This is a genomic window from Daejeonella lutea (genome assembly GCF_900168015.1).
Lineage (GTDB): Bacteria > Bacteroidota > Bacteroidia > Sphingobacteriales > Sphingobacteriaceae > Daejeonella > Daejeonella lutea.
In genome coordinates this window covers 213,488-235,307 of sequence record NZ_FUYR01000002.1, presented here as the reverse complement: position 1 = coordinate 235,307, position 21,820 = coordinate 213,488, and the positions used below count along the sequence as shown (strand labels likewise).

Annotated in this window: 21 protein-coding genes; 12 read left to right on the top strand and 9 right to left on the bottom strand. The window is 45.5% G+C overall.

Annotation, left to right across the window (positions count from 1 at the left end; genetic code table 11):
* Window positions 1–255 precede the first annotated feature (255 nt).
* The 8 genes from B5X60_RS10060 (at window position 256) to B5X60_RS10025 (ending at window position 7,603) form a co-directional block, all read left to right on the top strand.
* On the top strand, window positions 256–1,026 hold the full coding sequence (locus tag B5X60_RS10060; RefSeq protein ID WP_079702567.1) for a M15 family metallopeptidase: 771 nt from the start codon (window positions 256–258) through the stop codon (window positions 1,024–1,026).
* Window positions 1,027–1,426: 400 nt separating this feature from the next.
* Entirely contained in the window at window positions 1,427–3,133 is a 1,707-nt protein-coding gene (locus B5X60_RS10055) for a PAS domain-containing protein (RefSeq protein WP_170878431.1), read from the top strand.
* A 165-nt stretch (window positions 3,134–3,298) separates the two neighbouring features.
* The gene (locus B5X60_RS10050) at window positions 3,299–4,294 is read left to right on the top strand and encodes a carbohydrate-binding family 9-like protein (RefSeq protein WP_221406235.1); all 996 of its coding nucleotides are present in this window, start codon (window positions 3,299–3,301) and stop codon (window positions 4,292–4,294) included.
* Between the two features lie 395 nt (window positions 4,295–4,689).
* Complete coding sequence (locus B5X60_RS10045; RefSeq protein WP_079702565.1) at window positions 4,690–5,220, top strand: hypothetical protein; 531 nt, start codon at window positions 4,690–4,692, stop codon at window positions 5,218–5,220.
* A 370-nt stretch (window positions 5,221–5,590) separates the two neighbouring features.
* Entirely contained in the window at window positions 5,591–6,145 is a 555-nt protein-coding gene (locus tag B5X60_RS10040) for an RNA polymerase sigma factor (RefSeq protein WP_079702564.1), read from the top strand.
* A gap of 10 nt (window positions 6,146–6,155) precedes the next feature.
* Window positions 6,156–6,524, top strand: coding sequence for a hypothetical protein (locus B5X60_RS10035; RefSeq protein WP_139377444.1), 369 nt, complete (start codon window positions 6,156–6,158; stop codon window positions 6,522–6,524).
* Between the two features lie 302 nt (window positions 6,525–6,826).
* Entirely contained in the window at window positions 6,827–7,042 is a 216-nt protein-coding gene (locus tag B5X60_RS10030) for a hypothetical protein (RefSeq protein ID WP_079702563.1), read from the top strand.
* A 99-nt stretch (window positions 7,043–7,141) separates the two neighbouring features.
* Window positions 7,142–7,603, top strand: coding sequence for a GNAT family N-acetyltransferase (locus tag B5X60_RS10025; protein WP_079702562.1), 462 nt, complete (start codon window positions 7,142–7,144; stop codon window positions 7,601–7,603).
* Window positions 7,604–7,764: 161 nt separating this feature from the next.
* Here the strand turns inward: B5X60_RS10025 and B5X60_RS10020 are convergent, their stop codons facing one another.
* Window positions 7,765–8,925, bottom strand: a complete 1,161-nt coding sequence (locus B5X60_RS10020; RefSeq protein WP_139377443.1) for a DUF4249 domain-containing protein — start codon at window positions 8,923–8,925, stop codon at window positions 7,765–7,767.
* Window positions 8,926–9,105: 180 nt separating this feature from the next.
* Here B5X60_RS10020 and B5X60_RS10015 point away from each other — a divergent pair, with 180 nt between their 5' ends.
* A complete protein-coding gene (locus B5X60_RS10015) occupies window positions 9,106–11,373 on the top strand; it encodes a response regulator (RefSeq protein WP_079702560.1) in 2,268 nt (755 codons plus the stop codon).
* Between the two features lie 5 nt (window positions 11,374–11,378).
* On the opposite strand, the gene B5X60_RS10010 is transcribed toward B5X60_RS10015, so the two are convergent.
* From B5X60_RS10010 to B5X60_RS09990, 4 genes are all read right to left on the bottom strand, one after another.
* Window positions 11,379–11,642 (bottom strand): hypothetical protein, encoded by a 264-nt coding sequence (locus B5X60_RS10010; protein WP_079702559.1) that lies wholly within the window; start codon window positions 11,640–11,642, stop codon window positions 11,379–11,381.
* 362 nt (window positions 11,643–12,004) lie between these two features.
* Window positions 12,005–12,256: an FUSC family protein gene (locus tag B5X60_RS10000; protein ID WP_079702557.1), complete on the bottom strand. Its 252-nt coding sequence runs from the start codon at window positions 12,254–12,256 to the stop codon at window positions 12,005–12,007.
* Window positions 12,257–12,480: 224 nt separating this feature from the next.
* A complete protein-coding gene (locus B5X60_RS09995; RefSeq protein ID WP_170878430.1) occupies window positions 12,481–12,846 on the bottom strand; it encodes a response regulator in 366 nt (121 codons plus the stop codon).
* A gap of 259 nt (window positions 12,847–13,105) precedes the next feature.
* Window positions 13,106–13,615 (bottom strand): GNAT family N-acetyltransferase, encoded by a 510-nt coding sequence (locus B5X60_RS09990; protein ID WP_079702555.1) that lies wholly within the window; start codon window positions 13,613–13,615, stop codon window positions 13,106–13,108.
* A gap of 480 nt (window positions 13,616–14,095) precedes the next feature.
* Between B5X60_RS09990 and B5X60_RS09985 the strand changes: the two genes are divergently transcribed.
* Window positions 14,096–15,118, top strand: coding sequence for an LLM class flavin-dependent oxidoreductase (locus B5X60_RS09985; protein WP_079702554.1), 1,023 nt, complete (start codon window positions 14,096–14,098; stop codon window positions 15,116–15,118).
* Between the two features lie 130 nt (window positions 15,119–15,248).
* Here B5X60_RS09985 and B5X60_RS09980 read toward each other — a convergent pair whose 3' ends face one another.
* From B5X60_RS09980 to B5X60_RS09970, 3 genes are all read right to left on the bottom strand, one after another.
* Window positions 15,249–17,330 carry a tetratricopeptide repeat-containing sensor histidine kinase gene (locus tag B5X60_RS09980; protein ID WP_079702553.1) on the bottom strand — a complete coding sequence of 694 codons (2,082 nt, stop codon included), beginning with the start codon at window positions 17,328–17,330 and terminating at the stop codon, window positions 15,249–15,251.
* A gap of 521 nt (window positions 17,331–17,851) precedes the next feature.
* A complete protein-coding gene (locus B5X60_RS09975; RefSeq protein ID WP_079702552.1) occupies window positions 17,852–18,523 on the bottom strand; it encodes a hypothetical protein in 672 nt (223 codons plus the stop codon).
* 83 nt (window positions 18,524–18,606) lie between these two features.
* Window positions 18,607–18,792: a hypothetical protein gene (locus tag B5X60_RS09970; protein ID WP_079702551.1), complete on the bottom strand. Its 186-nt coding sequence runs from the start codon at window positions 18,790–18,792 to the stop codon at window positions 18,607–18,609.
* Between the two features lie 127 nt (window positions 18,793–18,919).
* Here B5X60_RS09970 and B5X60_RS09965 point away from each other — a divergent pair, with 127 nt between their 5' ends.
* Window positions 18,920–19,291, top strand: coding sequence for a nuclear transport factor 2 family protein (locus B5X60_RS09965; protein WP_079702550.1), 372 nt, complete (start codon window positions 18,920–18,922; stop codon window positions 19,289–19,291).
* Window positions 19,292–19,484: 193 nt separating this feature from the next.
* On the opposite strand, the gene B5X60_RS09960 is transcribed toward B5X60_RS09965, so the two are convergent.
* Window positions 19,485–19,880, bottom strand: a complete 396-nt coding sequence (locus tag B5X60_RS09960; RefSeq protein ID WP_079702549.1) for a hypothetical protein — start codon at window positions 19,878–19,880, stop codon at window positions 19,485–19,487.
* Between the two features lie 262 nt (window positions 19,881–20,142).
* On the opposite strand from B5X60_RS09960, the gene B5X60_RS09955 reads away from it, so the two are divergent.
* Window positions 20,143–21,762, top strand: a complete 1,620-nt coding sequence (locus B5X60_RS09955; RefSeq protein WP_079702548.1) for a hypothetical protein — start codon at window positions 20,143–20,145, stop codon at window positions 21,760–21,762.
* The last annotated feature ends 58 nt before the right edge of the window (window positions 21,763–21,820 follow it).

The following is a 21,820-nucleotide window of genomic DNA, read 5'->3' as shown; positions in this document are numbered from 1 at the left end:
TTGAAAGTTGAAAGTTGAAAGTTGACAGTTGACAGTTGACAGTTGAAAGTTGAAAGTTGAAAGTTGAAAGTTGAAAGTTGAAAGTTGAAAGTTGAAATTGGGGCGGGCAAGGTAACCAATGAAGGGGATATAAGAAGGATGTGTATGATTGACGTACAACGAATTAATCCAACGTAAAATTCTCATTGTCATGACTCCAAAGCAGCAATCATTTCTATATTTATAATCACATTATCCAAGCAACATCCTTCAGCAATGAAAAAACTCATTACCCTGATCCTTTGTACCGTGTCAATCATGACTAATCAGCTGGCATCCGCGGAAAAAATTCCAGCGAACGCAAAAAAGCTGATCAAACATTACAAAGAACGCATCTCAGGGTTTGAGGATAACCACATCGTTTTTACCGACGGAACCCGCATGAAATGGGATGATGGTATCAAAAACAAGTCGTACCAGCAATTACTGGATGAGCCTGACCTGGAAGACATGTTTCACGATACGTACCGCAAGCGTACAGCCAAGATACCTTTACCGGTAAACTATGATCCGGGACGAATTCGTGTGGAGCCCTTTTTCATGAAGTTGTATGGCGAATCGCCCGATAAAGTGCGGGAAAATCTACGCGAGATTGTTTGGTGCCCTAAGCTGGTCGGGCAAAAGATAAAGGTGAGTACCTTGTTTGGTGCTGACAAGCAATTTGAAAAGATTTCCAAAGAACTTGATGAGTATCCTGAATTCGCACCCTATGTAGCAAAGATCGCCGGTACCTTCAACTGGCGCAAAATTGCAGGCACCGACCGGCTAAGCATGCATAGTTTCGGCATGACTATGGACATCAACACCAAGTTTACCCACTACTGGCAATGGGACTGCAAATGCAAAAATGAGGATGCAGTTCTTGGATACAACAATAACATTCCGCTAAAACTTGTGAAGATCTTTGAAAAACATGGTTTCGTTTGGGGCGGTAAATGGTACCATTATGATACGATGCATTTTGAGTATCGACCGGAACTGATGTAGGAAGAAGAATCAAGTATCAAGTATCAAGTATCAAGACTGGTGGTTGGTAATCAGACGGTCTAAGCAATATTAACGGCTACACAACCAATTATCCAAGGTTCCATTTTTTTGTCAAGAGCCCCAGGTCTTGGTTCTTGGCTCTTGGTTCTTGGCTCTTGATTCTTGGCTCCTGATGCTTTTCAAGCTTTTTACCAATATCATACCTGGGCATAATTTCCCGCTCCAAGCCCCAGGTCTTGGTTCTTGGCTCTTGATTCTTGGCTCCATCCTGCTCATTTCTCACATCTCACATCTCACATCTCATTTCTCACATCTCATTTCTCGCATCTCGCATCTCCTAGCTCATATCTCATCCCAATTTAGTATTATTGTATACCTACGAAAGCATAACATTTACATTATGGATGAAAACAGTCCATGGTTTGAAAGCCTCTTTTTAAATAATCCTATACCAAGGTTCATTTTCAACAGTCAAACTTTGAAAATTGAACGGGTGAATCCAGCCGCTACTGAACTATATGGATATACCGAGGAGGAATTCCTTACCAAGACCCTCTACGATCTCCGTTCGATCGATGGATATCAGGAACTAAGTGATGTCACGTCCGGGCTTAGTCACGGAGATATTTACAGCGGTGATGTCAGGCATCTTACAAAAGACGGCCGCGAGATTTGGGTACAGATTTCTGCACATCCAATAGAATATAATGGATCACCATCCCGGGTGGTGCAGGCTTTGGATATCACGGAAAAGAAAGATCACGAAGATAAAATCAACCAGATTCAGCGGCGCTGTGAAGCCCTGATCGAACATTCCCAGGATATTATCACAGTTACCGATATCGAAGATAGAGTAGTATATGCAAGTCCGGCTTTTCTGAAGGCCACCGGGTATACCTCCGAAGAAGTGGTAAATGCACCCGGTACCCGCTTTATTCACCCGGACGATTTTAAGCTGCTCCCGGCAATTCACAAAGAACTCCTGGCCAATCCCGGCAAGGCCCTGCCCATGGTAAATCGCATCAGGCGCAAGGATGGGGTATTTGTGAGGGTCGAAGGAACGATTGCCAACCTATTCCATGAAGACGCGGTACAAGGCATTGTGGCTAATTACCATGAAATTACTCAACGCCTGGAAGACCAGGAGAAGATCAAAAAGTCAGAGGCAATTCTAAGAGCGGTATTCGACAGCGCCATTGAAGGTTTTGTGATAACCGATCTAAATCTGAACATCCAAACATTTAATAATGTAGCCCGTGACCACATTTTTTCCGGCACTAAAAGAAGCGAGCTGGTAAGCGGTGCAAATTTGCTGGATTACGTCAGTCCCGACCGGATCGATTTCTTCAGGGGAATCATACCTCGTGTAGTTTCAGGAGAAAGCCTCGAGTACAAAACCATGGATCAGCATGACGGGAAACGCTGGATCAATTACTGCCTGTATCCCGTCCAGAATGCAAGCAGGGAAATAATAGGGATTTGCATTGCAGGCAAGGATGTTACCGAAAAAATTGTTTTTGAAGAACAGTTGAAATTGAGCGAGCAGCGTTATAAAGCGCTTGTTAAGGAGGGATCGGATCTTATTAACATCATTGATTTTGATGGCAATTATAAATTAATTTCTTCGGCGGCAAAGTCTATTCTCGACACAGCGGTAATCGGGGAGAATGCATTCCAGTTTGTCCATGAAGATGACCGCGAAAAATTGAGACAGGAATTTGACTTGCTGCGTAAGGTAAAGCGCGTAAAATCAAGCCCATACCGGTTCAGGGTTGGTAAAGACAAATATATTTGGATGGAAACCGTCGGGACAAACCTCATGGATGAACCATCAGTAGAAGGCATTGTGATAAATTCTCATGAAATAACTGATACCATCAACCACATCAAAGCAATTGAGGAAAGGAACAAGCGTCTGGAAGAAATTGCCTGGATCCATGCGCATCTCGTCAGGGCCCCCCTGGCCAGCATCCTCGGGATTATCGAAATCTTGCGTACTTCTGAATCAGAGTTCAAGGAGTTGATGCCTTATCTCGAACAGTCAGCGGTGCAGCTTGATAAAGTGATCGGGGAGATCACAACAAAGGCTAACGACCTTTCGACTTAGTGGTGAGTTGAAAGCCTGCCTGCCGGCAGGCAGGTTGAAAGTGGGCAAACGTAAACAAGTTGACAGTTGACAGTTGACAGTTGACAATGACAAGCGTACCCACCGACTGATCAGTTGTTTCTTAAATTGCGGGATAATGTATATTTTTCGGTAGATATTCCCGGCATGAGAAATAATAAACGATTAGTCAATCTGGCAGTACTTGCTACAGGTTTAATATTATTGTACCACACCAGTTTAGGTAACAGGATGGAGAAGGCCATTCGCACATCAGGCAAAGGTCACACTGGCGTCCTGGACGAGGCTGTGGTAAACAGTAGCAAACCATTTATTCATGCCGACACAACGAAGTGGCAGTTCCCCTGCGATGAGAAGTCAATAAAAAAATATACCGCCCGGCATATTTCAAAAGCACCAGTCATCGACGGAAAGCTGGATGAAGAAGTCTGGCAGAAGATTGAGCGCTCGCCCCGTTTTGTAGACCTGATCTCAGGAGGCGAGACACTTTACGATACCCGCGCCGCCGTTTGCTGGGATGATCAGAATCTTTACATCGCATTTTGGATGGAAGAGCCTTTTACACAAGGAACTTTTAAAAACCATAATGATCTGATCTACCGTGAGAACGACGCCGAAGTATTTATCGCACTAAAAGACGCCTATTATGAATTTGAGATCAATGCCTTAAATACCAGATACGAAGCCTTTTTTATGTGGAAAGACGCTTATGAGAAAAATGGATTTGGCGCTATCCCTAATTTAAGTCTTGCAAATCCGCTAGTCCGAAATTTCAATGGCGTAGGACTCAAGAACCACCCTCGTGGTTTGCGCTATGGCTCGTGGGACTTTAAATTCCCGGGTATGCAAAGCGGGGTGTTTGTCGACGGTACCTTAAACGATCACAAGGACCGCGACCGGAAATGGACCGTAGAGCTGGCATTTCCCTGGAAAGGAATGGAGTGGCTGGCCAAAGGCGATCAGCGTCCGATCCCTCCAAAAAATAATGACGTGTGGCGTATCGACTTCACCCGCTTCAACCCCTATAAAGAAGCTGCACCTGCAAAAGATTCCGGCGGCTGGGCATGGAGCTCGCATGGCGTCTGGGATTCCCACGTCCCTGAATGTTTTCCAAAGATTACTTTTTCGAGAAAGGGGATATGAGGTCGGAGCTTTGAAGTCGGAAGTCTGAAGCACCCTCCACTTTCAACTCTCCACTTTCCACTGTCAACTCTCCACTGTCAACCGTCAACCGTCAACTGTCAACCTTCAACTCTCAACCTTCAACTCTCAACTCCCCACTTTCAACTCTCCACTGTCAACTCTCCACTGTCAACCGTCAACCGTCAACTGTCAACTCTCCACTCTCCACTCTCAACTCTCAACTAATTTGAGTATCCCCTTCCCCAAATGGGGAATTCTATCCCAATAATTTTTCTGGCATTCCCCATAAAAACGTCGTTTTAGGCTATTTCTGGCGTGTTTTCCGTTTTGGACTCTCCTTTGTCTATCTATATTCAAATACCGAAACCGGAAAACACAACAAATAAAAAAAAGACATGAAAAAGATATTCGCACTAATAGCATTCGTTACTTTAATCAGCTCGGCGTCATTTGCACAAACAGCCAACTTAAACATCACCTTATCTGATGTTCTTTCATTCTCAGTAACGCAGCCCGCTGCTCTTACAGTAAACTTTGATACCGAAGCAAAATATACCAATGGTATCACTGCTTTAGCAAATGACCACATCAGCGTTGTAAGTTCGAAAGGATTTGTAGTAAAAGCGATCGCTGGAGCAGTTACCGGATCGGCAGCATTGACTCCGGGTTCTGTAACCCTGACCTCTGCAATCGGAACAACAAACGCTGGTAATACAGCTGGTATTACTTACGGATCAGGAGTAACATTACCAGCATCAGGTGGTACAGCAGCAACAATAGTTACAGCAACTTCATCTTCTTGGAATGGCTCTAACTCAACAAATAAATTCAACGTTTCTTACCTGATCGGTGCTAATGGTGCTTATGCTGGCAAGACGACTGGTGCGAATGTGATACCGGTAGTTTATACGGTTACACAACCTTGATAAGTTGAGAGTTGAGAGTTGAGAGTTGAGAGTTCCTGGGCGGAGATGCACAGCGAAAGAGACAAAAAACATTATTGAGGAATTTTCATAGGTTAATAGGTTTAGTTTAAAGGGTTCCTGGGGAGGAGCCCTTTTTTATTGGTAATGTCTGAAGCCGGAGGTATGAGGTATGAAACCTGACGCCCAACTCTCCACCTGCCATTTTCCACCTTCCACTCTCCACTCTCAACCTTCCACCCTCCACTCTCCACTCTCAACTCTCAACTGTTGAGGTCTTCAACCGCCTCCAATAAAATTTAAAATAAATTGAAATGTTAAGGGCGTAAAGTCGTCTACTATAAAAACCCCGTTTACTTTGACGACAGTCGTAATGCCCAAAGAGAAGAACCAGCGTATTTTACAAACGATAAGATCGTATGGTAAAGGCTTGATGGGCTTTATCCGGAGCAGGGTTAAGAGTGATGAGGATGCGGAAGATATCATGCAGGATGTATGGTACCAGCTAACTGCAATTGTGAATTCTGAACCAATTGAGCAAACCGGCGCCTGGCTGTACCGGGTAGCGCGCAACAGGATCATCGACAAACATCGCAAGAAGACAGAATCATTATTTGAAGATAGCCTCGCCGATACTGATGATGAAGATGCTCCCGACTTCAGAGCAATGCTGCTGACCGAAGCAAAAACTCCAGAAACGGAATACATCCGCAACATGTTTTGGGAGCAATTATTCCGTGCTCTGGAAGAACTTCCGCAGGAGCAGCGGCAGGTCTTTGTGTCGCACGAACTGGATAGTATCCCCTTTCAGCAAATCGCAGATTCAACAGGGGAGAATATCCAGACACTCATAACACGAAAACGATATGCAGTGCTGCATCTGCGCAAGCGCTTAAAGCAGCTATATGAAGAAATTAATGAATACTAAAATTAATAATATGAAAAAGATATTCTACAAAGGACGGTTTGTGTTCTTTCCCCTTATTGCAATTGCTTTCCTGTCACTGGTAAGCTATGTCGTAATGATATTATGGAACAATCTTCTGCCGGAGATCCTGGGCGTTAAGACCATAACTTTTTGGCAGGCCATGGGAATATTTATCCTTTCCAAGATCCTTTTTGGTTTTGGCAAAGGAGGGGGCCGAATGGGATCTTCCTGGAAACGCCGGAGAATGGAAGAACGAGTTAAACGTATGACTCCTGAGGAACGCGAACAGTTTAAAGAGAAAATGCAGAATTGGCGTTGCTCATCCTATCATCCTATGCATCCTAATTCAGTCTCCGCCCAGCATCCTAAAATCCTATGATCCTATGAATCCTATTCCAATTTCGCTCGCATCTTATGCATCCTATCATCCTATGCATCCTAACTCAGTCTCCGCCCAGCATCCTAAAATCCTATGATCCTATGAATCCTATTCCAATTTCGCTCACATCTTATGCATCCTATCATCCCATGCATCCTAACTCAGTCTCCGCCCAGCATCCTAAAATCCTATGATCCTATGAATCCTATTCCAATTTCGCTCTCATCTTATGCATCCTATCATCCCATGCATCCTAACTCACTCCCCGCCCAGCATCCTAAAATCCTAATCCAATCCTAATTATGGAAGTACTAGTATTTAAAACCAACGTTTCCGAACAATCCGATGTCAGCAGAGTACACTCTCTTCTAACCAGTTTTACGAATATTAAACAAGTCAGCGTTGATCTGGACGACTGCGATAAAGTGCTGAGGATTGTAGGTATTAAACCTTCACCTGCCCAGATCGCCGCATTGCTGGCATCACTTGGGCTGGCATGTTCGGAACTGGAGGATTAGGATAGGGTCATAATCCCTGGTCTGATCTGCCATTCAAATCGTATCTTGGTGAAAACCGCGGTACCAATCAGCCCCAATTTATATTAACAATAAATTACTATGGAAATCAAGCGCATCACTTTCCCAGATCGGCACCTGGTGACCGACCTGTTCAACAAATACCGCATCTTCTACAAAAAACCGTCAGACATGAAGCTTGCTGAATCTTTCATAGCCGACAGGTTAAGGAACGACGAGTCAGTAATTTTTCTGGCTTTTGAAGGAGAGGAGGGTGCCGAAATCCCAATAGGCTTTACCCAGCTTTATCCGAAATTTTCATCTGGCCGGGCAATCAAAATCTGGGTATTGAACGACCTGTATGTAGAGGAAGGCCATCGCAAAAAGAGCGTTGGAAATAGTCTCATAAAAGCTGCCCTTAACTACGCTAAATCAGACGGGGTGTCACTGGTTGAATTGCAGACCGCAGTTGATAACTACACCGCGCAAAGTTTATATGAGAGTATGGGATTTGTCAAGCAAGATGCGGATAGTGAGTTTTTAGGGTATCAGATTGAGGTTTAATAGATTAGTTCATAGATATTAGCTCAATAAAAACAGGTGACCTGGCTCCGTTGTGGTAGCCAGAAATTTCATTTTCAGTTTTCAATTTTCAACTTTCCACTTTCAACTTTCCACTTTCAACTTTCAGTTTTCAACTTTCAACTTTCCACTTTCAGCTGTCTCTACCAAAAAGCCGGCTTAATATTGTTCCCTTTTGTCCGGCAATCCACACATTCCGCCTTGACCACATTATATCCCAATATCACTTCTGCACCATTGGGAGCTGGAGTATCAGAAATAAGGGCAGTCGAGATCAGTGTATTATCGTTTGGTAATGCCGCTCGGAGGTCGACAGGGTTATTAGCCACATAACTCGTCTGGCAAACTATAGCATGTTTCCAGTTCTTTGCTTCCTGGCTGGTAATAAATATGCGCTGGCTGGACGGAACTGAGCAATCCACAAAACCCACTACAAGTTCGTTAGGATCTGAAATACTTGAAATATTACCTCTCGCAAACGTGGGCTGCGGATCAAACACACTTCCCATTTTCTCACTATTCTTTTTCATCACTTCAAAAAACTCAAAGGCCTCCCGGCTCACCGAGTACTGCCACACCAGCACACTGTATCGTATGTCTAGTTTTTCGGAACCATTAGGAATATCTATCAGTGAGAAATCACTTATCGTATTGTTACTTTGAATGACCGTGGCTGAAAGGATATTGGCCGACCTTACAGTATTCCAGCAATGTCTTGCACCTTGCTGATCCTCGGCACTGCGGTTGCCGACGGAAAAGGTATTGTTTGTACGAACAGTAACTCGGTAGCGGGTTATCAGGGGCGACATGATCTCCCAGGTTTCTTCGGTTAACCAGTGGTAATAAAGGCTCGAACCCGATGGATCTTTTGTATTAGCAAATACCTTCACACCTTCAGCATCCTGCTTCCAGGTAACAGCAACGGGAGGAGTGGTTTTTACCGAAGCATAATCCGACAAATATTCCCTCCCGGCGGCGGTCTTTATTCGGAGTCTGTACTTACGGTCGCGAGGCAGCGAATTTGCGGCTGATGCATATACGCCATCTCCTTTGTCTGTCAAGGCAAATTTCGAGTTATTATCTCCTTCAATTTCAACTTTCGCCCCGGCTTCAAATTTCCTGACGCTTTTCTCAACCAGACGTTGTGTGCGACTGATGTTGATCGTGGTTATTCCCTCAGCATTGATCATACCCTCAACTACCAGAGAACTAATTATATTGTTATCCAGGGCCGGATCGTAAGGTTCGCGGCAGCCCATCAAATGGCTTATGATCAGGAATAAAAAAAAGGCAGACTTTTTCACAGCTATTTTATATAAGGTATTAAGTTAGCTTTAATTATTTAAAATCAAAGTCTCTGGCTTATAATAGGGCCTGACCTATGACGGCGCGCCGCTGTGATAACTAGAGATTGCATAATTCCTATTAAATCTATACCTTAAACCGACTTTCTGCATCCACCTGATCGCCTTTGAAAACACATCATGAACAAATTTAGAAAGCTAATTACAATCACGGTGACTCTGGTTACCACGGTATTACTTCTCAATTTCCTCGCACTATTTTATATCCGCGAAAAATCTAAAGTAAAGGCTTCATGGGAGGATGTCGTCAATATCTCATGGAATCAGCAAGCTGCAGGGCAGCAGATGCTGAAGGATATCATGCTGTTAAAAAGTCCGAAAGCGAGTGCCGAAGCTAAGTTTAAAACTGAGTTTAAGGATAATGTCGAATCTTTTTCGATACGGCAGGAGAGCCTGCAAACAATCCTTAACACTGACCTTGCAAAAGAACCTGGCCTTGGCGATGTTCAGGGATTAGTCACAGCAGCCAAGCCATTACATAGTCAGCTTTTGGGCCTGGCAAATCAAGCATTGAACGGTACATCGCCGATATCTCCCGCAGAAAATGCGTTTTCCGATATTGCAAACCAAACGGATTACTTTGAGAAGATGGCCAGCATCCGCTACCAGGCGGCTAAGCATAAGAATCTTGTCGATACCCGGATATTTCAAATAAGTCTGCTAATCCCGATTTCCCTTAGTCTCGCGCTGATCATTCTGGCTTTGCTGGTAATTACTCCTGTTTTCCGCAGAGGAATTAAAGACTATCAGCAGCTGATGATCGCGAAAGATGAGCTGGAAGAGAAAAGCAATGCTAAAAGCGATTTCCTGTCAAACATCAGCCATGAGCTGCGTACACCAATGAACGGTATCATCGGATTTACCGACCTGGTTTTGACAACAGAGCTTAAAAATAGCCAGCGCGAGCATCTCACCTATGTCCGTAAATCTGCCGACGCCCTTCTGAACATCATGAATAATATTCTTGATTTTTCCAAGATTGAGTCGGGAAAGCTTGTTATTGAGCGTCATCCCCTTAAGCTTGAAGAAATTATCAAAGAGACGGTCAGTATTCTGATGGTTAAAGCTATGGAGAAGAACCTTCAGGTAACGTTAAACTTCGACCCGGCATTACGTTCTCAGTTCTCGGGCGATCCGGTCCGCATTAAACAGGTTATCATCAATTTACTGGGCAACGCCATCAAGTTCACCCATGAGGGCAGGATCACTATCGATGTGAGGCCAAAAGGCGAGCCATATACTAAGGGTCAGAAGAAGTTTACGGATGCCGAAATCTCCATCACCGACACCGGCATTGGTATCGCCCCTGAACAATTGAAAAAGATTTTTGAGGGTTTCACACAGGGCGATTCTACTGCGGGGCGTGCGTACAATGGTACCGGACTCGGACTCAGTATCTCAAGGAAACTTGTGGAGTTAATGTCAGGGAAAATGGATGTACAAAGCGAGGCCGGTAAAGGCAGTACTTTTAAATTCTTTTTGCCCCTTGAAGTAATTGACGAGGTCGTGACGGTAGGTAACACGTCCAGGCTTTCACTTGGTACCGCTTTAATTGTCGACGACAACGTGACCAATTGCAACCTCATGAAAGGAATTTTCGAATTTCTCAACATCCCTTGTGAGATTTGTTACAGCGGCTACGAAGCCATCGAGGCCGTGATCGAGGCACAGGAAAACAACCGGATGTTCGACCTGATCATCACTGATCACAAAATGCCGGAAATGGATGGCATCACCCTGGCGAAGGAGATCCAGCAGGTATTGAGGGGAACAGCCGAACCCTATATCATTCTGCTATCATCCCTGGAACGCGATCAGTATGGCAATCTCGAAGAAGCAGGAATCAACAAATTTTTGTCTAAGCCGGTGAAACTGCAGGAGTTAAGTGAGGTCTTATCAACTATTTTCGAAACTCCGGAAACAAAGGTCGCTCCAGATCCTGAACCGATAAAACCCATTCCCACCGTAGCGGAGCCCCTGAAAATCTTAGTAGCAGAAGATAATCCCATGAACATGATGCTGATTGCCGAGGTTCTGCGGAAAATGGGACTCACCATTACCAAAGCAAGCAGTGGAGAAGAGGCACTTGATCTCGCAGCACAGCAGAAACCCGACCTTATCTTCATGGATATCCACATGCCGGGTATGGATGGCTATACTGCGGCAAGAACGATCCGCAGCTGGCCCTCACCGGATGGTACTATCCCGATCATCGCCCTGACGGCCAACGCCATGAAAGAAGACCGCGAACGCGCCCTGGCAGCAGGAATGAATGGATTCATCACCAAGCCTTTCCGCGTATCAGATATTGAGCTCGTTATAGAAACCCACCTTAAAGAACAATTGCTAGACAGGACGCTTGACCAGCTGGGAGATATTAAATTGTAAGATTGTCACATCCGGTTCTCTTCTACGATACTCCTCCCATCACTCAAAATATAAAGTGTCTTACTGCCATGCAATTGAAAAAGCTCATTTGGCCTAACTTTCACTTTTGATGTACCTCCTACCGCTGCATTTGGCATTTCCATCCAGGTCTTTTTTTCCAGGTATGGTTCAACGATCTTCTGAAAAGCCTTTTTACTTTTAGTCTTAACCTGGTAGCAAATGCTTTCATAAATTTCCATATCCCTGATGGTTACGAGTTTGTTATTCACGAAAGTATAGAAAGGGGGGAAATCTGCTTTATCAATTCCTGGTCCCTTAATGTAATTTTCTGGACCTCCAGCTTGTCTTTCTCAGCAATTTGAATTGTACAAGGTGGAGTAGGAATTATTTCGACGGCTGTTTGTGGGAAAGCTTTAAATGAGCCGAGCGCAAATATGAGCGTCCAGACGACAAGCCAGCTTTTGGAATTGATTTTCATTGATTAGTAATATTTCGAATAACAACCCTACCTCTCCAACCAGTTCTGACCTCTGACCTCTGACTTCAGACCTCAGACCTCAGACTTCAGACCTCTGACTTCAGACTTCAGACCTCGAAATTCAAACTTCTAACCTCCAACCTCAGTCCCATCTCACTTCAACCCCCGCTCCTTCAACAACCCATCCAACTCCTGAGTATTTGCTTTCGAACTATTCACCAGCTTATAAATAAAAAACAAAGGGATCAGTGTTAACATCCCCCAGGTATTTTTAACGACGCTGTAAAAGATGATTCCAAACAAGAAACCGATTAAGACCGCATTAATTATAGCTGCGTTTTTCTGTTTTTTTGCTTCAAGTAATAATTCTTCGTTGGTGAGATCAGTTAAGTTTTTTTGAGCCATGCGCTGTGTTGGTATGGGTTTTCGTAATGATGTAGCACTTAATTTTTCGATGCTAAGCTTCCTTCGGCGGAATATCTGAAAGTGCCAGATAAACCATGCAAATTACAAACAGGATAATTAATATGAGAATGATTTGTAATGTCCATGTTATAATTTTCCTGGCGGTCATAGTTCAGGCTGGCAAAATATTAATAAGTTCCTTTGTCCTGCAAGCGAGTAATTTATCATATCATCAGCACATGATTACGAACTTTCGTAAGGAGATCTTCAATTTGGAAAGGCTTAGATACAAAATTGTCGGGGCGGCAATGTTTTTCAAAGCTGTCAACAAAGTCGTGAGCGCCTGAAATAATTATTATTGGAATATGCCGGGTTTGATGAGATGTTTTCAGGTCTTTACACAATAACCTGCCGTCAGAACCCGCCAGTACGATGTCAAGTATTACCAGGTCGGGAGCCCCCTCTACAATTTTATCGAAAACATCCTCAGCGCTATCAAAGCATTCAACCACGAACTTCTCTTCTTCCAGAATTATTCTGATAGCATCCAGGATATCTGGGTTATCGTCAATGACAAATACTTTCTTCATTTTGTCCATTAGGAGGTAAGGGTTAGGTATCAGGTATTAGGTATTAGGTATTAGGTGTTAGGTGTTAGGTGTTAGGTATTAGGTATTAGGTATTACGTATTACGTATTACGTATTACGTATTACGTATCAGGTCTGTCAAGTTACGAAATTTCCGAGCAGGTACGTTGTCCACTTTCCACTTTCCACTTTCCACTTTCCACTTTCCACTTTCCACTCTCAACTCTCCACTCTCAACTCTCAACTCTCAACTGTCAACCGTCACCTGTCCCCCCGTTCCCACTTCCAAATAATCCCATCCTCCGGATCCTCAATTACCTCAGTCTTAAGAAACCCCGACTTACTCAGCACTTTCGTCGAGGCATTGTCTTCACCCAGAGTGTGCGCAATCACTTTCTTTACCCTGCCATCTTTAAAAGCATGTTCTACCAAAGCTCTACAGAATTCCGTCGCCAGGCCTTGATTCCGGTAATCCGCTGCAATTTCATAACCAATCTCCACAACCCCCTCCTCATTTGGTTTGCCCTTATATCCACCACTTCCAATAAGCGTATTGGATGCTTGATGGATGGGAAAATACGTCCACCAACCCGCCTGGTCAGCATCAGCTAACCTTTCTCTCGAATATTCGAGCGCCAGAGGACCAAACTCTGTCCATGCTTCTGGAACGGTTATGTTCAGCCGGGAGGCGAGTTCGTGGTTTCCCTTAAGAGCAGTAGTCAGAATTTCGACGTCGCAGGGGAGGAGGGTGAGGTTGGGTGTTTCGGGCATTGGTATGGGTTCGGTGATCGGTAATCGGTAATCGGTAAACTGTAAACAGTAATCAGTAATCAGTAATCGGTAATCAGTAAACAGTAATCGGTAATCAGTAATCAGTAATCGGTAATCAGTAAACAGTAATCGGTAATCAGTAATCGGTAATCAGTAATCAGTAATCGGTAATCGGTAATCAGTAATCGGTAATCAGTAATCGGTAATCAGTAATCGGTAATCAGTAATCGGTAATCAGTAATCGGTAATCAGTAATCGGTAATCAGTAAACCGGACTGCCAATTTACGAAATCTCCGATCGGGTACCTTATCCAATCTCACCTTTCCACTTTCACCTTTCCCCTTTCCTCTTTCACCTCTCAACTCTCCACTCTCAACTCTCAACTCTCCACTCTCCACTCTCAACCCTCAACTCAATTATGACACCTCCCTGTCAAATTTATTTCAACTATTTAGGAACTTTGAACTTGAAAGGTAAACATGAAAAAGATAGGTTTTTTATCATTTGGTCACTGGGCTAACCACCCGTCTTACAGTACCAGAACTGCTGGTGATACACTATTGCAGTCCATCGATCTGGCAGTTGCTGCGGAGGAGCTCGGACTTGACGGAGCATATTTCAGGGTGCATCACTTTGCTGCCCAGCTTGCTTCTCCATTTCCATTGCTGTCGGCTATTGGTGCTAAGACCAGCAAGATTGAGATAGGCACCGGGGTAATCGACATGCGTTATGAGAACCCCTTGTATATGGTCGAAGATGCGGGCGCTGCCGATTTGATTTCGGGAGGTCGCTTACAGTTAGGGATCAGCCGAGGGTCGCCGGAGCAAGTGATTGATGGCTGGCGTTATTTCGGATATGAGCCTGCAGCAGGCGAGACAGATGCCGAAATGGGCCGTACCAAGGCTATGGAATTTTTAGATAAGCTGAACGGTAAGGGTTTCGCACGACCGAATCCAAATCCTATGTTCCCAAATCCTCCGGGATTGCTGCGGCTCGAACCGCACTCGGAAGGACTGCGTGAGCGCATCTGGTGGGGAGCTGCATCCAATGCAACCGCCGTGTGGGCTGCTGAGAATGCCATGCACTTACAAAGCTCTACGTTGAAATTTGATGAAAACGGAAAGCCTTTCCATATTCAGCAGGCCGAGCAGATCCGGCTTTACAAAGAAGCCTGGAAGAAAGCGGGGCACGACCGCGAAGCCAGGGTATCCGTAAGCCGGTCAATTTTCGCTATCATGAATGATCAGGACCGGGCATACTTTGGTCAGCAAGGCGGCGGTGCTGATAAGTTCGGCTACATTGAACCCGAGAAGCGGGCAGTCTTTGGTAGGGGGTATGCCGCTGAACCGGATAAACTCATCGCACAACTGGCCGAAGACGAAGCCATACAGGAGGCAGATACCATATTATTGACAATACCGAACACGCTGGGCGTGGAATACAATGTCCATATCCTGGAATCCATTTTGAAGCATGTAGCTCCGGGGCTGGGCTGGAAGTAGGGGATTAGGGGATTAGGGAATTAGGAATTAGGTGTTAGGAGTCAGGGATGGGAGCTGCGATAGGGCTTCATCAGCCGGGATAATGGCACAACACACCTGTAATTATGTTCTGCACCAAAGATCATAACTCTCATTTTTGTTCCAATTCCACAAAAAACGTCGCTCCTGCCCCCTCACTATTATTCTCAAACCACAGCCTTCCATTATGGGCCTTCACAATTTCATTACTGATATAAAGCCCGAGGCCAAAGGGTTTCTCGCCTGAAGTACCCGGCCGCTTGGCAGCAGTGAACATATCAAATAAGCTCTCTTTAAGTTTATCCGGAATCCCGATACCCTGGTCGATTACAGCAAGTATCGTTTTATCTCCCGACAGGTAAGCCTTGAGGGTAATCGTTGCACCCTCCGGACTGAATTTTATCGCATTGCTGATCAGGTTGCCGATAACCCGGTTCATTTTCTCCCGGTTAATAAATACCTGCAGATCCTCGTCGGTTAAAAGAGTTTCTATCCGCTGCTTCTTTTCCGAAGCCTTGAACTGCAGCAGATCGGCAGCATCACGGAGCAGGGATGATACGCTCGTCCATTGCTGACCGGCAAGCACGATATGCGAGCCTTCGGCAGCTTCCAGGAGTTCATTTATGAGGGTCAGAGTGTCATTTGATGTACGCTGAATAAGGTTAAGCATTTCCTGCTGGTCCGCATTGTTACCATCCGAGTCAAGCATAATCCCGCTTACAGATGCTATTCCTCCTATCGGATTTCTCAGGTCATGCGCCACCGCATGCAAGATCCGGTCTTTTTCACGGCTGTTATGCTCCAGGCTGGCCAGGGTAGTTTCCAGGGCAGCGTTCTGCTGGCTGACCTGATCGTTCAGCTCTTCGAGCTTTTTAATGCTTTGTTTTGCACGCCGTGCATTATTGTAAACCAGGAAGAAGATAACCAGCACCAGCAGCGCAAATACAATCGCAATTACAAGATACCACTGCTGCAGCCTGCTGTTCTTCCTCAGCAAGTCAAACTCATATTCCGTCTCAAGCCGAAGGAGCTGTGTATTCGCATCCTCCCGCAACAGCGCCTTATTGCTTTCCTGAATCGAATCCCGCAGGCGGTTGTAGGCCAGCAGGTGATCCAGGCCCTTTGTCGGCTGACCAACAGCACGGTAATACCCGCTCATCAATTCATTCCAGTTCATGGTCACCTCTGCATTGTTGATGGTATCCATACCACCCTCTACACTGCGAAGAACCTGGCGGAAATCGTCGTCCCGCTGTTGCTGCCTGTATAATCGAGCCAGCTTTATCCGTGTAAGCTGACCGTCGGCCAGTTCAGTTCTTGGCGCGGAATTATTGCCTATCGATTTCTTAAATAGTTCCTCAGCTTTGGCCAGCTCCTTTTTCTGGACATACAGGTCTCCCATATTGCCGTACACCACCCCCCGGGCCGTCCGGAACACTGCAGGATCAACTTTCTGTATGGGTTCATTCTGATCAAGGAATTGCAGGGCCTGGTTGTAATAGCTTAAGGCACTGTCGGGCATATTGGCTTTCGAATAGCTCAACGCGGTATTGCTCAGCAGCTCCTGGCGTCGCCAGAAATTGGCGAAGTCCGTTTTGCACACCGCAGCCTCGGTGAAGCCAGCTTTAAAATACCCCGCCGCACTGCGGAATCGCCGCTGCTTATACAGCACCATTCCCAGGCGGTAATTATACTCGCTGGAAGTACATTTATCCAGTTCCCGCGCAATGATCTTGGTCTTGAAATAGGCCTGGTAGGCTTCCTGGTAATTTCCGGTAATGAAATAGACATCGCCTTTGCAGTAATACGCCTGGGCATATTGCTTCACCATCTTATCCTGGTTGTTGCTCTGCTCAATTACCCATGCCATGCTGTCGGCATAAGCCATTGCCTTTAAGTAATCTTTGGTTGCATGGAAGTTATAGCCGCAATTAAAGTCGTAGAATTTGAACCGCTCCATCACGCTTAATTTGCCGCTGTTGCGATAAACCGAATCAATATAAGCGGCTGCCTTAGGCTCGTAAAATCCGCCGTAGCGTTTGGTAGCTGTCTCCAGCGCCGTATCGAAAGTATCTGCTGCGCCGTCGTGTTTATTATTCTTTTTCTGGCACGAAAATGCCATTAGCCCGGTCATAACTAAAATTAACAGGGAAATCCGGCGACTGCTATCGGAAGGGGCGTAAGTAGACGACATTAAAAGTTAATGCAAAGATAAGGGTTTGTTGAAAAAGGGGAAATTTGAATTCGTTTAATGATAGAGGTTTTACATGGTAGGTCAAAGTGAATGTTTGGTCCCGCTTGTGCAGCGGGAGGGGCACTTACTTTTCCCAGCAGCTGGAAAAGTAAGCATGCGACCGCAGGGAGACCACGAGTGCCAAAAAAAACAATAATAAAAAACGAGTAACAGCCGCCGCTGCGCCTGGTGCTACTAAAGTCAGTGCTTTGGCCTGGCCTGTAGGTGCCGCACTCCCGCAATTGCGGGACGGATTGACGGTGAACGGGGATTCAGTGCCTGGGCTCAAGAAGCGTACACAGCGGCTAGCTAGTGTAGTGAAGCTGGCCTTCGGCCCGCGGTGTGTACGTCTGCCGCTCCCCTTTTTTCAAGGGGAGCTGTCCCGCTTATTGCGGGACTGAGGGGTCTTTAACCCCGTAAGTTGGCGGCGGTCTTGCTGTGGAAGCTTGTCAGAATAGCAAGCGCTATCAGTATTGCTACTTTTATATCGCTCCTCGATCCACCTCTTTTTGATACAATTCCGGCAGAAAGAACTCGAAGTTTCCGACTTCTTCGATGTTATGCTTTAGCCAGGCATTCGCCATTTCTTTGGTAAAAAGGAAAGGCCTGATTAGATGGTTGAAGATTTTACCCAGAGTACGGTCGGTGCCGATGGTCATTTTTGACTTGTAGATCGTATTGTTACCCGCGGCCAGGAAATAGTGCTGAAGCGAAAACACTTCGATGCGGCCGATCTTTTTGACCAGGCGGATTCCGGTTTCATCCAGCTTCTCTACACGCTCTGTGCTGTCGACCAGCCAATTCATATTACGGTCGAACGCTTCAACGATCCTGAACGTGGAACCTGGTCCTGCTTTGGTATTGGCTGACTGATCTGATGAGCTCCAGTGAATGTGATCCTTCGGGTGCCAGACTAAATATTTAGGATAGGTCTGTCCCTGGTAAACCATATCACCACCGATATTCTGGAACCACCAAAGCAGCATTTTCGGCCTCACCCCAGCGATGATATCATGTTCAATCGTTAAATGGAAAACGCCGTTCCTATCAATAGTAAAATTTGTTTTAGCGGAGTCCAGCGACTTCATCTTCCAGCCAAAGTTGCGTTCCGGTGGGAGTGTCCAGTTATTAAGAAGCTTAGTGAGTATCGGCATACTTATTTTGTTTGAATCTAATCATTGTAAGCAACCCTATACTAGTCGGACTAACGTATTAAGTGATTTTAGCACCTGTGATTTTACCTCTCGTTTAAAAACAATTTTTCAACAAAGAACCATACAGCCATTACCAAACTGCCAAATATCAGCACGCCATCGCGCAAGGAAATTTTCTGATGATGTTTAAGTACTTCGTAGAGTTTGCTCCCAGCTGCCAGAAATATAAACAGCCAGAAAAAAGCGAGAACGATGGATATAAAATACATCTCTAATTATTTTTTACCTCGTGATATATTCTGAAAAATACGGATTGTTTATCAATTATTCTATCTCATTAGAATGCCTATGATTTCTCCGATTCGCTAGCTTTGCAGCAGATCCGATAATTGCGATATGAACAACCTTGAACAAATCAAAGAACGCGAAGTAGAGCTGAGGCTTGCCATGCTTGCCGGCGATGTGGATAAGCTCGATGAGCTGATTTCCGACAAGCTTATTTTCACGGACCACTCCGGCCTGGTATATACCAAGGAAATGGACCTGCACGCGCATCGCTCAGGCGTGCTGAAACTCCATACTCTCAACCCGGATGAGCAGCAAATTCAAGTCTTTGAACAGACCGCCATAGTTTCCGTCCTGATGCGTATGGAAGGCACTGCCCAGGGACAGGCATTTCAGGGGAACGGCCGTTATACCCGGGTTTGGCTCAAGGAAAATCAACAATGGAAGATTGTTGCCGGGCATATGAGTTTTTTGCGCAAATAGGTTAATATCTCAGTCTATTACAGACTTACTTTCCGGGCGGGGCGAAATGTAAATACCGACTGATCTGTCTACCGCAGTGTCCCCCGCTGGCGGGGGTTGGGGGTGGATTGCGTCGTGTACGCTCGGGCGGAGCCAATACCTATCGGCTGAGGGGTAGGGGTGGATGCCTTGTGTTCACCAGGAGGGTGCCCTTTTACCTACGCGGTGACGGTGATTGCATCGAATCGGCATACCCCGGCTGCCTGGAACTAATATATTTCCCGAAGACCACTCTCTGATCATTGTCAAGCACCAGGTTTATCTTTTTATCAGTTTCAAGTTCCTGCTTGTTAAACTCAGTTGTGATGGCGGCATTTATCGCCTGTTGATTTTTATACCGTTTTACTATGACGACAAAAAGGCTATCCCTGGTTTTAAATTGATCCACGTAGATCTGCATCACTTTGTCGGTTTGTTGAGGAGTAAAGTTCAGCCTTTCGTGTAAGGTCACGACCTTTTCCTTTGCACGTTTTTCAGGAGAAGGACCATACTGCGCCTTCAGGACAAAGCTGCTTAACACGATAAAAAGAGCTAGGATTGATGTTTTCATGTAGAGTGATGTAGGTTTTTGTTTAGCTACTACAAGTTAGGGTTTTCCTTTAAAAATTGAAACATGAGCTTAGTTCTTTGCTTCAGGTCAAAGAACCAAACCCCGCCGCTGCGCCTCGTGCTATTGACGATTCTGCTGTGGCTTAACGTGTAATTGCCGCACCAGCCAATGCGGAATGACAGTGCGACATTCGGGTGTCAAGTCAAGGTACCGGACCCGAACCAATAGACAATCTTATTTTTATCCTGTAAGTTTACAGTTAGTGAAAAACAAAGACCTGCTTTTAGGACTGGCGTCCCTTGCCATGCTTTTTTCTTGCCAGAATATACCTGGGCAACACTATCAATTTGGGGCCCGCAAAACCCCGGGAGATAGTCCAGCGCAACACGTTCCGCTTGCAGACGGTGTGGCGCTTAAAAACATGTTCGGGGTTAACACATATGAATGGAACTTCCTCGAGGACCCAAATAAACCGGGTAATGGCATGACCATTTATGAGCCCAAAATGGCCCTCATTAAAAACTTTAGTGGGGTTCGTCATTATATGGACTGGGAAAAGCTGGAAGATTCACCCGGCCAATACACCTTCAATCCCACACGTAGGGGAGGCTGGAATTATGATGCCATATATCAGAGGTGCAAACAAGACGGGATCCTCGTTGTAAGTTGCCTGAAAGAAACTCCCGATTGGCTTTACAACACCTACCCCGAAGGCCAGAGAGATGCTAATAATGTACCCGCACCTTATGGTTCAAATCTGGAAGACCCAGCCTCCTATATCGCGCAAGCTAAGGTCGCGTTTCAATTCGCAGCACGTTATGGCGCGAACAGAAATGTAGATCCAAGGCTTGTCACCGTTAACGGTACACCGCGGTGGACTTCCGATCCGCTTAATGAAGTAAAAATAGGCATGGATCTGATCAAATACATCGAAGCCGGCAATGAGCGCGACAGGTGGTGGGTAGGACCAAGAGCATTCCAGTCCGGTCGGCAGTATGCTGCGCACTTATCCGCTTTTTATGACGGCCATAAAGGGAAATTGGGCAAAAACGCAGGCGTCAAAACTGCCGATCCGACAATGAAGGTCGTTATGGCAGGTCTCTCGAAAGCGGATGTGAATTACGTTAAGGAAATGATTGAATGGTGCCGGGAAAACCGTGGGTACCGGGCGGATGGATCCGTCGACCTTTGCTTTGATATAATTAATTATCACCTGTATTCCAATGATGCTCAGTCTACGTTCCGTGGAGTTGCGACGCGCGGAGTTGCACCGGAATTAAGTGAAACAGGCCGGGTTGCTGATGAATTTGTTGCCCTCTCAAAAGATTACGCCAAAGGCATGGACGTTTGGGTAACCGAAGCCGGCTTTGATATCAATCCAGGCAGCCCGCAACGGGCCATTGCCATCGGAGGGAAGAGCGCTTTGGTCACCCAGGCGGACTGGATTCTGAGATCGTCTTTATTATATGCCAGGCATGGTATCAGGAAGTTGTTTTTCTATCAATTATTTGATGATAATTCCAGTAGCTCAATGCAATATGGTACTTCGGGCCTGGCTGAAGGACTTAGACGCAGGCCTGCTGCAGATTACATACTGCAAACCTCCAACCTGATGGGCAACTATGCCTATCAGCAAACAATCAGTCAGGATCCACTGGTAGATGTATATACCTTCAAAGGCAAGAAAATGTATGTCCTCGTAATCCCGGATGAAAAAGGCCGGACCGGTACCTTTCAACTGGATCTGGGGAAAGCTGCTACGGCTACCATTTACAGTTTAAAAGCAGGGTCCTCTGCAATGGTTCAAAAAAAGGTGAATACCAAGGCGGGTAAAGTAATAGTGGATGTTTCGGAGACGCCTGTTTTTGTGCAGGGGGATTAAGAGGTATTATCCCCACTCGTGGCCGTGGTCAGTAGTTAGTAATCAGTAGTTAGTAATC

Bases quoted from the DNA above. Each gene is read 5' to 3' on its own strand.
- B5X60_RS10060 (WP_079702567.1), top strand. From the start codon at position 256: ATGAAAAAACTCATTACCCTGATCCTTTGTACCGTGTCAATCATGACT.
- B5X60_RS10055 (WP_170878431.1), top strand. From the start codon at position 1,427: ATGGATGAAAACAGTCCATGGTTTGAAAGCCTCTTTTTAAATAATCCT.
- B5X60_RS10050 (WP_221406235.1), top strand. From the start codon at position 3,299: ATGAGAAATAATAAACGATTAGTCAATCTGGCAGTACTTGCTACAGGT.
- B5X60_RS10045 (WP_079702565.1), top strand. From the start codon at position 4,690: ATGAAAAAGATATTCGCACTAATAGCATTCGTTACTTTAATCAGCTCG.
- B5X60_RS10040 (WP_079702564.1), top strand. From the start codon at position 5,591: ATGCCCAAAGAGAAGAACCAGCGTATTTTACAAACGATAAGATCGTAT.
- B5X60_RS10035 (WP_139377444.1), top strand. From the start codon at position 6,156: ATGAAAAAGATATTCTACAAAGGACGGTTTGTGTTCTTTCCCCTTATT.
- B5X60_RS10030 (WP_079702563.1), top strand. From the start codon at position 6,827: ATGGAAGTACTAGTATTTAAAACCAACGTTTCCGAACAATCCGATGTC.
- B5X60_RS10025 (WP_079702562.1), top strand. From the start codon at position 7,142: ATGGAAATCAAGCGCATCACTTTCCCAGATCGGCACCTGGTGACCGAC.
- B5X60_RS10015 (WP_079702560.1), top strand. From the start codon at position 9,106: ATGAACAAATTTAGAAAGCTAATTACAATCACGGTGACTCTGGTTACC.
- B5X60_RS10000 (WP_079702557.1), bottom strand. From the start codon at position 12,256: ATGGCTCAAAAAAACTTAACTGATCTCACCAACGAAGAATTATTACTT.
- B5X60_RS09995 (WP_170878430.1), bottom strand. From the start codon at position 12,846: ATGAAGAAAGTATTTGTCATTGACGATAACCCAGATATCCTGGATGCT.
- B5X60_RS09990 (WP_079702555.1), bottom strand. From the start codon at position 13,615: ATGCCCGAAACACCCAACCTCACCCTCCTCCCCTGCGACGTCGAAATT.
- B5X60_RS09985 (WP_079702554.1), top strand. From the start codon at position 14,096: ATGAAAAAGATAGGTTTTTTATCATTTGGTCACTGGGCTAACCACCCG.
- B5X60_RS09980 (WP_079702553.1), bottom strand. From the start codon at position 17,330: ATGTCGTCTACTTACGCCCCTTCCGATAGCAGTCGCCGGATTTCCCTG.
- B5X60_RS09975 (WP_079702552.1), bottom strand. From the start codon at position 18,523: ATGCCGATACTCACTAAGCTTCTTAATAACTGGACACTCCCACCGGAA.
- B5X60_RS09970 (WP_079702551.1), bottom strand. From the start codon at position 18,792: ATGTATTTTATATCCATCGTTCTCGCTTTTTTCTGGCTGTTTATATTT.
- B5X60_RS09965 (WP_079702550.1), top strand. From the start codon at position 18,920: ATGAACAACCTTGAACAAATCAAAGAACGCGAAGTAGAGCTGAGGCTT.
- B5X60_RS09960 (WP_079702549.1), bottom strand. From the start codon at position 19,880: ATGAAAACATCAATCCTAGCTCTTTTTATCGTGTTAAGCAGCTTTGTC.